We start from the raw sequence: 14161 nt of genomic DNA, 5'->3' as shown, positions 1-14161 counted from the left end.
CTTCCCATGGACGCGATCTACACCGCAGTCGCCACCGCCAACGGTCGCGAGGGCCGCGCCGTCAGCTCCGACGGCCACCTCGACCTCCCCCTCGCCCACCCGGTGGCCCTCGGCGGCAACGGCCAGGGCACCAACCCCGAGCAGCTCTTCGCCGCCGGCTACGCGGCCTGCTTCGCCAGCGCCATGGGCGTCGTCGCCCGCCAGGAGAAGATCGACATCTCCGAGGCCTCCGTCACCGCCGAGGTCTCCATCGGCAAGGACGCCGCCGACGGCGGCTTCGGCCTGGCCGTGGTGATGCGCGCCGAATTCCCCGAGCACCTGCAGGGCGAGGCCGGCACGGCCCTCCTGGAGAAGACCCACGCCTTCTGCCCGTACTCCAAGGCCACCCGGGGCAACATCTCGGTGGAGCTGGTCGTCGAGTAGCCGGAAGCAACCCGGCTCTCGGGGTGGCGACGCGTCAGGCCCGGGCCATACCCTTGGCAGTGGGCGATCGGCGCCCGTACTGACCTTCTCCGGACAGGAGTTGGATCATCGGAGCCGTGACGGGGGGGCTTTTGTCCGATGAGGGCCACGGCGCTTACGCACCGGGATTCGAGCGTGAGCTGGTGGATCACATGTGCGCGGTGACAGGGCTCGACGCCCCGAGCGGGCGCGATCTGCTGATCAGCATGCTCACGGAACGCTTACCCGAACTGGGCAACGTCCAACGGCACGGCCGGACGCGCCTGGAGATGCTGGAGATCGTCCGCGCCTGCCTGCGCGAACCCCGCGGACTGCTCGAACTGCTCGACACCCTGAACGTCTACGACCCCGGATCCGCCCCCGTGCTGCGGATCCGGGAGCTCGTCACCATCGCGCCCCCGGTGCTCGGGGTCCTGCCCGAGGCGGCGTTACAGGACGGGCGGGCCCTGCTGGCCCGCGTCCGCCACCTCGACGCCCACGGCACGCTCTACGCGGCGGCCGGCGACCTCGCCCTGCCGCCCCGTCCCGTGGCCACCCTCGCCGAGGCCTTCGACTTCCTCAGCCGGGTCAACGCCCGCCCCGACGGACTGCTCCCCGCCATGGTGCTCGTGGAGCACGTGATCACGGCGCTCGGCGGAACCGCCGCCCACCAGCAGGTCGCGACCGGACTGCGCGAGTGGAACGACGCCCAGGCCAAGCACCTCGGGCTGCGTCCGCAGTTGCAGGCCGTCCGCGCGGACCTCGACCGCGGCCCGGCGGCACAACCAGCGCCCGCCTGTCTCGTTGTCCAGTTGTGCAGACACGGAATGGACCCGGACCGGTATCTGCTCTCCCACTGGCGCCAGATCCGTCCGGGCCCCTGGCGGCCGGAGCGCGGAGAGGACCGGGTCGTCTCCCTCGGCGAGGTCGCCTCCGTCCTGGAGGAGCTGATCGGCCGGGCGGAGAAGGACTGGGCCGGACGCCCCGGCAGGCCGGTGATGGAGTTCGTGCTCCCCGTCCATCTGCTGAACCAGCCGATGGAGTGGCTGCCGCTGCAGTCCGACGCGCCCGTCTCCACCGCCCTGTGCCTGAGCTATCCGGTCGTGCTGCGCAGCCTGGAACGCATGCGGAAGCCGCAGCTCCACCGGCGGTGGCACAACCGCTGGCAGCAGCTGCTCGACAGCGCCGACACCGTCTGCCACTGGGACACGACGGGCAGCCGCGGTCACGACCCCAGCCAGTGGGCCAGCACCCTCGCCACCGACGAACGGCTGGTCACCGTCGCCCTCAGCGCTCCCCCGCTGCCGGGATCGGGCGGCAGCCGGGCCTCGCTGGAGTCGGCCCTGTTCGCCGGGGTACCCGTGGCCGTGTGGGACCGGCGTCCGGCGGCCACCGACTTCCGCAAGCGCGCCAGGAAGCTCATGAAGGGCAGGGCGGTCGAACTGCCCGAGCGAGTACAGCAGTTGCGCCACGAGGCGGCCACCGCCGCCGCCGCGCAACGGGACGTCCACGCGGGACGACACGTGGCGGTTCTCTTCGACGACCCGAACCGCCTCGTCGACTGGTCCGGCTCGCCAGGGGCGGACGCCTGGAACGCGCGGGGCGGACACGACGAGGAGGGGGAATCATGAGCGGTGTCCATCACCCGGTCCACGGCGACCGGAACGGAGGGCCCGTCACCAGCCGCAGCTGGTGGATCTACCGCGGCACCGGGCAGCCGCTGACGGACATCCGGCTCGGCGACGTCCTGCCGCCGCCACCCGGCTGGCGGGACTTCGACGGCGGTCCCGTGCTGCCTCCCGTACCGGCCGAGAGCGCCGAGACGGACCGCCGGCTCGGCGCGGTGGGCCGGGCGACCCCCCGGCAGGACCCGCACGACATCGACCTGATCAACACGGCCCTGCTGCTCCGCAGGCCGCTGCTCGTGACCGGGCGGCCCGGCATCGGCAAGTCCACCCTCGCCTATCTCGTGGCACGCGAGCTGGGCCTGGGCCGGGTCCTCCACTGGGGCATCACCTCCCGCAGCACCCTGCGCTCCGGTCTCTACGAGTACGACGCCATCGGCCGCGCCCAGGCCTCGCTGGGGCACGTCCGGCCGGGCGTCCCGGTCACCGGCGTCCCCGTGCCCGCCCAGGCGTCCGGCTCCCCGGACGACACGACCGGGCCGCGCCCGGCCGGCGCGGCCCCGGGGGGCGGCGAGGGCGCCCGCGGAGACGGCGAGGGCGGCGCGAGGATCGGGGACTTCGTCCGGCTCGGCCCGCTCGGCACCGCCCTGCTGCCCTACGCGCTCCCCCGCGTCCTGCTCATCGACGAGCTGGACAAGAGCGACATCGACCTGCCGAACGACCTCCTGCACGTCCTGGAGAACGGCTCGTACGACATCCCCGAGCTGGTCCGGGCGCGCCATCACGAGGGCCGGGCCCGGGTGTTCACCGACGACCCCGACGGCACCGTGACGGTGTCCGACGGACGCGTGCGGTGCCGGGCCTTCCCGTTCATCGTGATCACCAGCAACGGGGAGCGGCAGTTCCCGCCCGCCTTCCTGCGCCGCTGCGTCCGGCTGAACGTCTCCCCGCCGCGCGAGGACCAGCTCGCCGCCATGATCGCCGCCCACTTCCGCGACCAGGGCGGCCGGCACGAGGCCATGATCCAGAAGTTCATGGAACGCAGCCGGGAGCACGGCGGACTGGCCACGGACCAGCTGCTCAACGCGATCTTCCTGCGGACGGCCGGCGTCCGCGAGGACGACGAGGCGTGGGACGAGCTCCTGGACGCGCTGTGGCGTCAGCTTTCGGGAGCACCCTGATGGATGACGACGCCCGTTCGCTTCCGGAGGCCTTCGAAGTGGCGGAGGCGCTGTGGCTGCACGCGTACCAGACGCTCGCCGCCCGGCTCCCCCCGTCCGCCGAACCGCCGCAGCCCCGGCCGGTGACGCCGCCCGGTCTCTCCGGGCTGCCCGCACCCGGCGGTAGGCCTCCGGCGAACGGGTCCCCGAACGGAGAGTCCGGCACACCGGAGGTTCCCGGGCCTCCGGCCGGGGCGCCTGGCGGCCTCCGGCCCGAGCCGCCCCCGCAGGCCGGCCTCCCGCCCCGAAGACCGACGGCGCCCGCGGCCCGGCTCGTGCGGGAGTTCCAGGACGTGCGCGTACGGGCCGAGCCGCTGCCGGACCTGCGCGGCGCGTCGGACATCAGCCGTCGGCTGCGCCCGCTGAAGCAGATGGTCCCCTCCCGGACCGAGGTCGAGCTGGACGAGGAGGCCACCGCCGAGCACGCCGCCGAGGCGGGCCTCTGGATGCCCTGGATCCGGTCGGCCGACGAGCGGCGCTTCGATCTGGTGCTCGTGGTCGACGACCACGCCACGATGGCGATCTGGGAGCAGACGATCGCCGAGTTCACCGCCGTGGCGGAGCAGTTGGGGGCCTTCCGCGACGTCCGCGTCCGACGCCTCGGCCTGCGCGAGAGCGCCGAGGGCGAGGAGGCGGTGCTGCGCAGCCCGTACGGGGACGACGCCGTCGGTGTCCCCGCCGAACTGGCGGACCGGACCGGGCGGCGCATCGTCCTCGTCCTGACCGACGCGCTGGGGCCGCTGTGGGCGACCGGGGCGGGCCTGGCCGCCCTGGAGGTGTGGGCGGCCGCCGGGCCGACGGCCATGGTGCACCTGCTGTCCCAACGGGACTGGCACCGCACGGCGCTGACCCCCTGGCGGGTAAGGCTGCGCAGCCCGCGCGCGGGAGCCCGCAACACCGAGCTGTCGGTGTCCTTCCCCCCGGAGGAGCGCGATCCGTTCGACCCGCCGCCGGACCGGTGGCGGGTGGCCGTCCCGGTGGTCGAGCTGGCCGCCGACTGGCTGGGACGCTGGGCGTCGCTCGTGGCCGGCGAGGACTCCGGCTGGGTCGACGCCACCGTCCTGCTCCTGGGCGCGCCCGAGCGGGCCGAGCCGGAGCCCACCGAGCCGCCGGCCGCGGCGCCGGCACCGTCGGTCCAGGAGCGGATCCGCCGCTTCCGCAGTCACGCCACCCCCACCGCCTTCCGGCTCGCCACCCATCTGGCCGCCGCGATCCTGGAGCCCCGCCTGGTGCGGGACGTGCGGCGCACCCTCGTCCCCGAGGCGCAGCCGGTCCATGTGGCCGAGCTGTTCCTGAGCGGCCTGGTCGAGCAGGCGCCGGCCGACGAACCGCCGGGCTCCGTCGCCCAGGCGGCCCCCCTCGACTTCGTCGACGGCGCGCGCGAGGCGCTGCTGGCCGGCGCGATGCGCGCGGACACGGCGCGGGTGGCGCGCTCGGTGTCCGACTTCTTCGGTGCCCGTTCCGAGGCCGCGCGGGGGCTGCACAGCGCCCTGCTCTCCCCGGAAGGGGCCCCCGACCCTCCGATGACCGCGGAGAGCCTTCCGTTCGTACGCGTCGAGCTGGCGATCCTCCGCGCCCTGTCCGGGCCCTACCTGCTCCGGGCGCACCGGATCAGCGCGGCGCTGGAGGGGAGTTCACCGGGGTCGGTCGCACCGAATGCCCCTGCTTTGGTCCACGATATCCGCAATACACCTGAAAATTCCGACACGGGCGGCCTTGCCATGACCGACAGCACTGCCAGTCAGCACCAGCGCGAAGAGGGAGGGGTCTTGAACGGGACCCGGGTCCAGTCGATCCCGTCCCCGAGCAGCGACGGGCGGCCGGGCACCAGCGACCCGACCCCGCCGTCCGGCACGCCGGTCCCGGTCCCGGTCGCACCGCAGCCGGGGCGCTCCGCCGTTCCCGTCGTCTGGGGCAACGTCCCCCCGAACAACCCCAACTTCGTCGGCCGGGAGGACCTCCTGGCGCAGGTGCGCGAGCAGCTGCTCACCGGCGACACCTCGGCGGTGCTGCCGCACGCCCTCCACGGCATGGGCGGCGTCGGGAAGTCCCAGATCGCGATCGAGTACGTGTACCGCTACGCGTCCGACTACGACGTCGTCTGGTGGATCCCCTCGGAACAGCCGACGATGATCCTGACCGCGCTCACCGAGCTCTCCCAGCGCATGGGCCTGAACGTGAGCAGCGAGGCCAACCGGGCGGTGCCCGCCGTCCGTGAGGCGCTGCGCCGGGGAGAGCCCTACGGCAGGTGGCTCCTGGTGTTCGACAACGCCGAGAACGTGGAAGCCGTACGCCCCTACTTCCCGACCGGCGGGACGGGGAAGATCCTCATCACCTCCCGGAACCAGGAGTGGGACCGGGTGGCCAGGACGCTCTCCGTGGACGTCTTCACGCGCGAGGAGAGCAAGGCGCTGCTCCGCCGGCGGGCCCGCGACCTGAGCGACGAGGACGCCGACAAGCTGGCCGAGGCCCTGGGCGACCTGCCGCTCGCCATCGAGCAGGCGGCCGCCTGGCAGGCGGTCACCGGCATGGCGGTGCCCGACTACCTGCGGCTCATCAACGAGAAGATCGCCGAGCTGATGCTCGAACTGGTCCCGTCGCCCGACTACCCCATGTCGGTGGCCGCCGCCTGGGACGTCTCGCTGCGCCAGCTCGAACAGCGCAACCCGGCCGCTCTCCAACTCCTCCAGGTCTGCTCCTTCTTCGCCCCCGAGCCGATCTCGCGCTCCCTGTTCAACAACTCGCGGAGCACCACCATCGCCCCGGAGCTGGACGACGCCCTGCGGACGCCGATCAAACTGGGCCGGGCCATCCGCGAGATCAACGTCTACGCGCTGGCCCGGATCGAGCACCGGCACGACACCATCCAGCTGCACCGACTGGTCCAGGCCGTGCTCGTCAACCGCATGTCCCCGCAGCAGCAGGCCGACATGCGGCACGGCGCGCACCTGCTGCTCGCCGACGCCAACCCCAACAGCCCCGGCTCGCGCGAGCTCTGGCCGCGCTACCAGGCGCTGCTGCCGCACGTCGTGGTGTCACGGGCCGTCGAGTGCGAGTCCCCCTGGGTGCGCGGCCTGATCCGCGGCATGGTCGAGTTCCTGTACGTCTGGGGCGACCACGCGGGATCGGCGGCGATGGCCCGGGAGGCACTGGAGATCTGGACCGAGAAGTTCGGCGAGGAGGACCAGCAGACCCTGGAAATGGCGAAATGGCTGGCCTTCATCCTGCGCACGCTCGGCGAGTACCAGGAAGCCGCCGCCATGATGCAGCGCACCGCGGACACCTACATCAGGACCATGGGCGAGGACGACGAGGGCACCCTCGACGCCCTCATCCAGTTGTGCAGCGGTCTGCGGCTGCGGGCCGAGATGGCCCGCGGCCTGGAGATCAACCGGTCGGTGTACGAGCGCTCCCTACGCGCCTTCGGCGAGGACGACCCGGCCGCCCTCCGCGCCGCCCACAGCCTGGGCGTCGGCCTGCGCCTGATGGGCCTCTACAAGGAGGCCCGTACGTACGACACGGAGACGGCGCGGCTGCGCGCCCTCAACCTGGGCGAGAACCACTTCGACACCCTGAACACCCTCAGCGGCCTGTCCATCGACATCCGCGAGAGCGGCGACTACCTGGAGGGCGCCGCCCACCAGGAGGACGTCTACGCCCGCTACTGCCTCCACTTCGGCGAGGACACCCCCGCCAGCCTCGGCTGCGCCCGCGTCCTCGCGGTGTGCCGCCGCCGCGCCGGCGACCACGCCGGGGCGCTGGCGCTCGGCGAGTCGGTGTGGACGAAGTTCGTCAACCGCTACGGCCCCGACCACCCGGACGCGGTCGCCTGCGCCGCCAACCTGGTCGTGGACCTGCGGCAGGACGGACAGCTGCGGCGTTCGCGGGAGCTCGGCGAGGCGACCGTCGCGCGGTACGCGGCCAAGCTCGGCGACGACCACCCGTACACGCTGTCGGCCCGCCTCAACCTGGGCATCACGCTGCGCCACCTGGACGACCTCGACGCCTCCGGGCAGCACCTGGCGGCGGCGCTGCCCGGGCTGCGCGAGAAGCTGGGCGAGGCGCACATCCTCACCCTGACCGCGGCCATCGGCACGGCCAGCCAGTACGCCGCGGAAGGACGGCACGCGGAGGCCCTGGAGCTGGACGAGCAGACCCTGGAGATCCTGACCCGGGACCACGGCGAGGACCACCCGACGACGCTGGCATGCGCCACCAACAAGGTCCTCGACCTGCGCGCCCTGGGCCGCGACGCCGAGGCCACGGCGCTGCACATCGAGACGCTGGCCCGCTTCCGCGGCCGCCTCGGCGAGAGCCACCCGGCGACGGTGGCCTGCGCGAACGGGCGGCGGGCCGACGTCGACATCGCGCCCGTGCCCTTCTAGGACGGGGAGCACGCACGGCGGAACACGTACGAGAGCCGGCCGGGTCCGCGGGGACCCGGCCGGCTTCGTCTTGTCGCGTCGTACGGCACGGGACGGTGGCCTCGTACGGCACGGGACGGTGGCCTCGTACGGCACGGGACGGTGGCCTCGTACGGCACGGGACGGTGGCCTCGCACGGCACCGGGCGGCGGCGTACGGCGTGGCCGGGTCGGGCGGCGGGGTCGTCGCGAGGACCTGGTGGCCGCCTTCACCGCCGCCGGCCCGGCCGACCGGCTGGACCGGGACCGGGCGCGGCGCTCCCGAGCTCGCCGCAGCCGTACGAGGACGGGCGCGTTACGGGCTCGGGGCCGTCCCGGCACCGGTGGAGGGCAGCGGTGCGGTGTCCGTCCCGGGACGGACGTCCGGCACCAGCGCGCCGCCCTCCGGCCGGGCGTCGGTGGCCCTGGCGTCGGTGTGCAGGTCCGGCGGCAGGTCGGCCGGCCGGCGCAGCAGGCGGATCAGCGGCCCGGTGGCGGCCGTGGTCAGCAGCGCCATCACGACCAGCAGCGCGTAGAGCCGGGGGCCGATGATCCCGGCCTGCAGTCCGACGTTGAGCACGATGAGCTCGGTCAGGCCGCGGGTGTTGAGCAGGACGCCGATCAGCAGCGAGTCGCGCCAGGGCTGGCGGGTGCCACGGGCCGAGAGCGAGCCGGCGGCCACCTTGCTCACCACCGCCGCGACACATATCACCGCAAGGATCAGCAGGTCGGATGCGTACAGACCGCCGAGCACGACGGCCATACCGGAGATCGCGAAGAACACGGGGAGCAGCAGCCCGCCGACGTCCTGGAGCGGGCGCAGCAGGCGCCCGTCCGGGGAGCCGTCGGGCAGCCGGGGCATGACGACGCCGGCGAGGAGCGCGCCGAAGATGACGTGCAGTCCGAGCGCGTTGGTGACCCAGGCGGAGGCCAGCGCGACGGTGACGGCGACGGGCACCTGATGGGCCGCCGAGAGCCCCGGCCGGCGCATCCACCAGGCCAGCAGGGGCCGTACCGCGAAGAGCATCGCCAGGACGTACAGCACGAGCAGGGCCACCTTGACCGCCCAGGTCCGCACCGAGCCGTCCTCGCCGCCCACCAGGACCACGGCGAGCACGGGCCAGCTCAGCGCGTCGATGACACCGGCGGACGCCATCGCGATCGTGCCCGGTCTGCTGCCCAGCAGTCCCTGGTCCTTGATGATGCTGGCGAGGACCGGAACGGCGGTGATGGACAGGGCGACGGCCATGTAGAGCACGAAGGTGGTGTCGGTCGGGCGTCCGCCGTTGACGGAGGCGAACCCTCCGGGAAAGAGCAGGACGATGCCGGCGCCCATCAGCATGGGGAGCGCGAAACCGCTCACGGACACGGCGGTCACGGCACTCTGCTGCCGCAGGAGCCGCAGGTCCAGCTCGTATCCGACGGCGAAGAGGAAGAACACCAGAGCCACTTGCGCCAGTGCCGTCAGAACGGGCTGGATCTGCTTCGGGAAGAGGCTCTCGTACACGCCCCCGGGCAGCAGACCGAGCAGGCTGGGCCCGAGCGCGATGCCCGCGAACAGCTGTCCGATGACGGCGGGTTGCCCCAGTTTGCGGGCCGCGGCACCCAGGGCGTGGGAGGCCGCGATCACGACGGCGAGGGCCGCGACGACATGCGTGATGACGGAGTCCGTGCTCACCGGCATTCCCCTTCCGGCAAGTGCCGCTGACGGAGGCACAGCCCCTGCGAAGTGTAGCTGCCGTGGCGCTAACTGACCTATCTTGGAAGCCGTTTGGCGTACGCCGCCACGGACGGGGGTCAGCTGTGACAACGGTGCTGTTCGTACATGGCACGGGGGTGCGCGAGCCGGGATTCACCGCTTCGGTGGAACGCGTGAGAGAGGGGCTGCGGCCCTTACGGCCCGACGTCGCCGTCACTCCCTGCTACTGGGGCGGAAGCGCCGGATCGACGCTGCACGCGAACGGGATCTCGGTGCCGGGATACGGCACCGGTCGCGGGGCGCCGGGCGCCGGCGACGGGGGTACGGGCGCCGCGGGTACCGCCGCCGAGGACGGCGAGCCGGACGAGGACGTCGAGCTCTGGGGCCTGCTCTACCTCGACCCCCTGCTCGAACTCCGCCTCGTCGCCTCGGAGTCCACCGCCCGCCAGGAGCTGGCCCCGGGCGCGCGGCCGCCGGGCGAGGCGCTCTCCTCGGCGGCGCTGTCGCTCGCCGGGGACCCCCCGCTGCGCGGGCTCCTCGACGCCGCGGGAATCGGCGACGAGTTCGCCTCCGCCGTGGCCGCCGTCCTCACCAGCCCCGACGGGCGGCAGTTCCTGCGCGCCCCCGACGCCGGTGCCGGGGCCGCTGTCCTGGCGCGGGCGTTCGTCGCCGAGGCGGTCCGCCGCCGGACCGAGCGGAACGGCTCGGCGGCCTTCGACGGCACCGCCCGCGACGAGGCGGTGGCGCGCATCGTCACCCTGCTCCCCGGCGATCCGTCCGACGAGGCGGGCACCCACCGCGGGCCGGTGACCCGGCGGGTCAAGCGCCTGACCGGGCGGCTCGCGCTCGGGCTGGCCTCCGCCCAGGTGGTGAAACGGCGTTCGGCACTCACCGACGCGGCGCACCCGGCAGCCGGGGACGTCCTGCTCTACCTGTCCCGGGGCGCCGCGATCCGCGAGATCGTCGCGGAGGCCGTACGGGTCGCCGAGCCGCCCGTCGTGCTGCTCGCGCACAGCCTCGGCGGCATCGCCTCGCTCGACCTCCTCGTGCTGCGGCAGCTTCCGGAGGTCGAACTGCTGGTCACGGTCGGCTCGCAGGCACCGTTCCTCTACGAGCTGGGCGCGCTGCCGAGCCTGGAGCACGGCCGCCCGCTGCCCGCGCACGTACCGCGCTGGCTCAACGTGTACGACCGGCGGGACCTGCTCAGCTACGTCGGCGCCGGGGTGTTCCCCGGCCGGGTCGACGACGTGGCGCTGGACAGCCGGCAGCCCTTCCCGCTCTCCCACAGCGCCTACTGGAGCAACCCGGAGCTCTACCGCCTCCTCGCGGCGGAGCTGCCGTGACGGCGGCCCGACCGGAGCGGACGCACGCCCTCGTCGTCGGCACCGAGCGCTATGCGGCGGGCGCCGCCTGGGACCTGCCCGGCCCGGCCGCGGACGCCCGCCGCTTCACCGCCTGGCTGCGCGGGCGCGGGGTGCCCGCCGCGCACATCTCCCTGCTCCTCGCCCCGCTTCCCGGCGCGGGCGGCCCCGAGGTCGACGTTCCCGCGGGCCCGGCCGGGCGGGAGGCCGTGCAGGACGTCCTGACCCGCCGGCTGCCGGCCCTGGAGGGCGATCTCCTCTGGGTGTTCTGGGGCGGCCACGGCGTCACCGACCCGCAGGGGCACCGCAGGCTCTTCTACGCCGACGCGGGCCCGGACGACCGGCGGAACCTGGACCTGAACGCCTGGCTGACGGCCTTCACGACCGACCTCGTGCCCGGCTTCCAGCGCCAGATCTGGCTGGTGGACTCCTGCCAGACCTTCGTCGAGGACCTCGGCTTCGCCCGCACCCTGCCCGCCGAGGTGCCACCGGGCGGGGACCGGCTGCCGGGCCGGGAGCAGTTCGTACTCCTGGCCTCGGGCCCGGGGCAGCGGGCGGCGAACGACCCCGTACGCCAGACCGGCGCGTTCTCCCTGGCCGTCCTGGAGGCACTGGCCGCTGCGGACGGCGGGGTCTGGCCGCCGGACATGAGCGGGATCGCGGACACCGTGGTCGGCGGATTCACCCGAGGAGGACAGCGCCCCACCTCCCTCTACAGCCGGTCCTGGGCGGGCGACGAGCGCCGCCTCGACTTCCCGGCCGCCGCCCGGCGCCTGGAGGAACCCGTGCCGGACAAGGGGCTGACCGAACTCGTCGTCCTGCTGGCCGGCTGGCCCACCATGACGGACCGGGACCACCGGCAGCTCGTCCTCGGCATGCTGCCCGCCGATCTGGCGGGCGCCATCCCCCGGCTGGGGGCGGCGCGGCCCGACATCATCAGCATCGTGCGCACCTGCCGTCGCCACCCGGGCGGCCTGGCCGCCCTCGTCGAGGCGGTCGCCCTGCTCGAACCTGGCGCCCTGGAGCAACAGGAGCTGGAGAAGTGGGCCGCGCGCTGGCTGGGTACGGATCCGGGGGGCGCAACCGCCTGATCACGCCCTTCCGGAACCCCTGCGCCTGCGCCATCATGAAAGCCAACGGGGTAGTTCAGGGCATGGCAGGGGGATGTCGATGCACACGTCCGACGAGTTCATGGGGTCCGAGCTGATCGATCTCAGCGAGGTCCCGCTGTCCGTCATCCGGTCGCAGAGCCCGCGTCTGCACGCCCGCTCGCTGGAGCGGGCGCTCCGCCAGGTCGAGCGTCCCCGGGTGAACTTCGCCACCGACGGGTCACCCGGGCGGGCCGACTGACGGTTCCCTGGGAGGAGATCCGTGCAGACCGACGGACGCCACGAGCCCGCCCGTACCGCCGCGCACCATCTCATCCCCTCGGCGCACTTCGACGCCCTGGCCGCGGGCCGGGGCGGCCGGGACACGGTCCGCTTCCTGCGGACGACCGAGTACAGCAGGCGGCTCCTGCTGCTGCGGGCGCTGCTCGACGAGATCGCGGAGACGCCCGCAGCGCTGGGACCGCTGCCGTCCGTGGACAGTGCCTGGGACACGCTGACCACGGCCCAGGAGCGAGCCCCGGAGGCGTTCCGGGAGTTGCTGCTGCATCCGCAGACCGGTGTCTGGCTGGGACACGGCCTGCGACGCTTACGGCACACGGGCTGGGGTGACGGCCCGCTCTGGACCGACCTCGGCCACGTGTTCGCGCTGTGCGCCGTCGCCGCGCTGCGCGCCGGGCTGCCGCTGCGCACCACCGTGCCGCTGCGGGACGGCACCGCGATGTTCCCCACCCTGGGGCTCGCCCGGCTGCCGGGGCGGCCGCGCTGGGGCACGACGGAGGTGACGGTGGCGGCGGGCCGGCTGCGGGTCGACCCGTACGGCGCGTGCGTGGGCCCGGCCGGTCCGCACGCGCCGCCCGGCGTGACCGCACCCGGCTGGCAGGGACTGCACCGGCTGCACGCGTACGCCGCAGGGCGTCCCCTGGACGTCTGGCTGGACGACGTGGACCCCTACCGGGACCTCAGCGAGCCGCTGCCGCCGAACCGCCTCGGCCCGGGCGAGATCGCCCGCTGGCAGGACCGGTTCGACCGGGCGCTGTACCTCCTGGAGGACACCGACCCGGAGATGGCCGCGGCCCTGGCGGAGGGGTTACGCAGCATGACGGCCGTGCCGCCGTCGTCGGGCGGGGCGGTGCTCAGCGCCTCCTCCGGCGATGCCTTCGGCGGCATGCTGTCCTCGCTGCCGCCGGACGCGGTCACGATGGCGGTCACGCTGGTGCACGAGTTCCAGCACACCAAACTGGGCGCCCTGCTCCATCTGCTGACGCTCGAACAGGACGGCGGTGCCGAACGGCACCACGCTCCCTGGCGGGACGACCCCCGCCCCCTGAGCGGACTGCTCCAGGGCGCGTACGCGTTCCTCGGGATCACCGACTTCTGGTCCCGCTACCTGGACCGGGCGCCGCACGCGGAACGGGCCTCGGCGGAGTTCGAACTGGCCCTCCGGCGGCGGCAGACGCAGGAGGCCGTCGACACCCTGGCCGCCGACCCGGCCATGACCGCCCACGGACACCGCTTCCTCGCGGGCATGGCCGCGCGGCTCTCCTCCTGGACGTCCGACAGCCGGGTCCGGCCCGGCATCGACGCCCTGGCCGAGTTCGCCGCCACCGACCACCGCACCGAGTGGCGCGTCCGGCACCTGGCCCCGGCGCCGGACGACGTCCGCGCCCTGGCCCGGGCCTTCACGGCCGGTGCCCCGGCCGGCCTCCGGGTCGCCGCCTCCGCCGTGGCCCCGGACCTCGCCCGCTGGTCCCACGCCCGCACGCACCTGATCCGGCACCTGCTCGGCGCGGACGACCGGCCGGGCCTCTCCGACGACGCCGGCCCCGCGGCCGCCCGCCCCGGCCCCTCCGACGCCGACCGCGCGCTCGTCACCGGCGACCCGGCCGCACCGGAGGCGTACGCCCGTCTTCTGGCCGCCGCCCCCGAGGCCCCCGAGGCATGGACCGGCCTCGTCCTCGCCCTCACGACCACGGACCCCACCACCCGCCCGCTGCTCCGCCGCCCCGAGATCCTCCGCGCGCTCCACCGCGAACTCCGCACCACGGGCCCGGCGCCGGACCCGGTGCGGGTGGCGCGGTGGCTGGCGGGGAGTTCCTGAGGAGCGGTCAGAGAACGGGTCCCGCTGTGGCGTCCTGTCGGGGTGACGGAGGCACCACCGAGGGGACCCGTCGGATTTTGCGCGATTGTGTTCGGCACAGGGGATTCGCCTGGCGTACGACGGGCAGTCATGGGGCGGCCGCCGGGCGGTGGTTCGCGGGCGCTCTCCTTGGGGCGCCGGCGACCGGTCCCGTCGGCACCGCACCC

Annotated in this window: 9 protein-coding genes; 8 read left to right on the top strand and 1 reads right to left on the bottom strand. The window is 74.1% G+C overall.

The annotated features are described in order from the left end of the window. Window positions 1-6: 6 nt before the first annotated feature. The 4 genes from ACIRQF_RS32650 (at window position 7) to fxsT (ending at window position 7671) form a co-directional block, all read left to right on the top strand. Window positions 7-423 (top strand): organic hydroperoxide resistance protein, encoded by a 417-nt coding sequence (locus ACIRQF_RS32650; protein ID WP_376630140.1) that lies wholly within the window; start codon window positions 7-9, stop codon window positions 421-423. Window positions 424-614: 191 nt separating this feature from the next. Beyond that, a complete protein-coding gene (locus tag ACIRQF_RS32645) occupies window positions 615-2072 on the top strand; it encodes a hypothetical protein (protein WP_404097916.1) in 1458 nt (485 codons plus the stop codon). Then, window positions 2069-3247, top strand: coding sequence for an AAA family ATPase (locus ACIRQF_RS32640; RefSeq protein WP_404097839.1), 1179 nt, complete (start codon window positions 2069-2071; stop codon window positions 3245-3247). Before ACIRQF_RS32645 ends, ACIRQF_RS32640 begins: the two co-directional genes overlap by 4 nt. Continuing rightward, on the top strand, window positions 3247-7671 hold the full coding sequence (gene fxsT / locus ACIRQF_RS32635; protein ID WP_404097836.1) for an FxSxx-COOH system tetratricopeptide repeat protein: 4425 nt from the start codon (window positions 3247-3249) through the stop codon (window positions 7669-7671). Before ACIRQF_RS32640 ends, fxsT begins: the two co-directional genes overlap by 1 nt. A gap of 333 nt (window positions 7672-8004) precedes the next feature. Here fxsT and ACIRQF_RS32630 read toward each other — a convergent pair whose 3' ends face one another. Continuing rightward, window positions 8005-9366 carry a cation:proton antiporter gene (locus tag ACIRQF_RS32630; RefSeq protein ID WP_404097834.1) on the bottom strand — a complete coding sequence of 454 codons (1362 nt, stop codon included), beginning with the start codon at window positions 9364-9366 and terminating at the stop codon, window positions 8005-8007. A 185-nt stretch (window positions 9367-9551) separates the two neighbouring features. Between ACIRQF_RS32630 and ACIRQF_RS32625 the strand changes: the two genes are divergently transcribed. The 4 genes from ACIRQF_RS32625 (at window position 9552) to ACIRQF_RS32610 (ending at window position 13955) form a co-directional block, all read left to right on the top strand. After that, entirely contained in the window at window positions 9552-10730 is a 1179-nt protein-coding gene (locus tag ACIRQF_RS32625) for a hypothetical protein (protein ID WP_404097831.1), read from the top strand. Further along, on the top strand, window positions 10727-11839 hold the full coding sequence (locus ACIRQF_RS32620) for an effector-associated domain 2-containing protein (RefSeq protein WP_382479976.1): 1113 nt from the start codon (window positions 10727-10729) through the stop codon (window positions 11837-11839). Before ACIRQF_RS32625 ends, ACIRQF_RS32620 begins: the two co-directional genes overlap by 4 nt. Before the next feature lie 79 nt (window positions 11840-11918). After that, window positions 11919-12098 carry a hypothetical protein gene (locus ACIRQF_RS32615; RefSeq protein ID WP_376630152.1) on the top strand — a complete coding sequence of 60 codons (180 nt, stop codon included), beginning with the start codon at window positions 11919-11921 and terminating at the stop codon, window positions 12096-12098. 21 nt (window positions 12099-12119) lie between these two features. Then, complete coding sequence (locus tag ACIRQF_RS32610) at window positions 12120-13955, top strand: HEXXH motif domain-containing protein (RefSeq protein WP_404097828.1); 1836 nt, start codon at window positions 12120-12122, stop codon at window positions 13953-13955. The last annotated feature ends 206 nt before the right edge of the window (window positions 13956-14161 follow it).

The sequence above is a fragment of the Streptomyces sp. NPDC101191 genome, from assembly GCF_044767915.1.
Taxonomy (GTDB): domain Bacteria; phylum Actinomycetota; class Actinomycetes; order Streptomycetales; family Streptomycetaceae; genus Streptomyces.
This window is presented reverse-complemented; position numbering and strand designations above follow the sequence as displayed.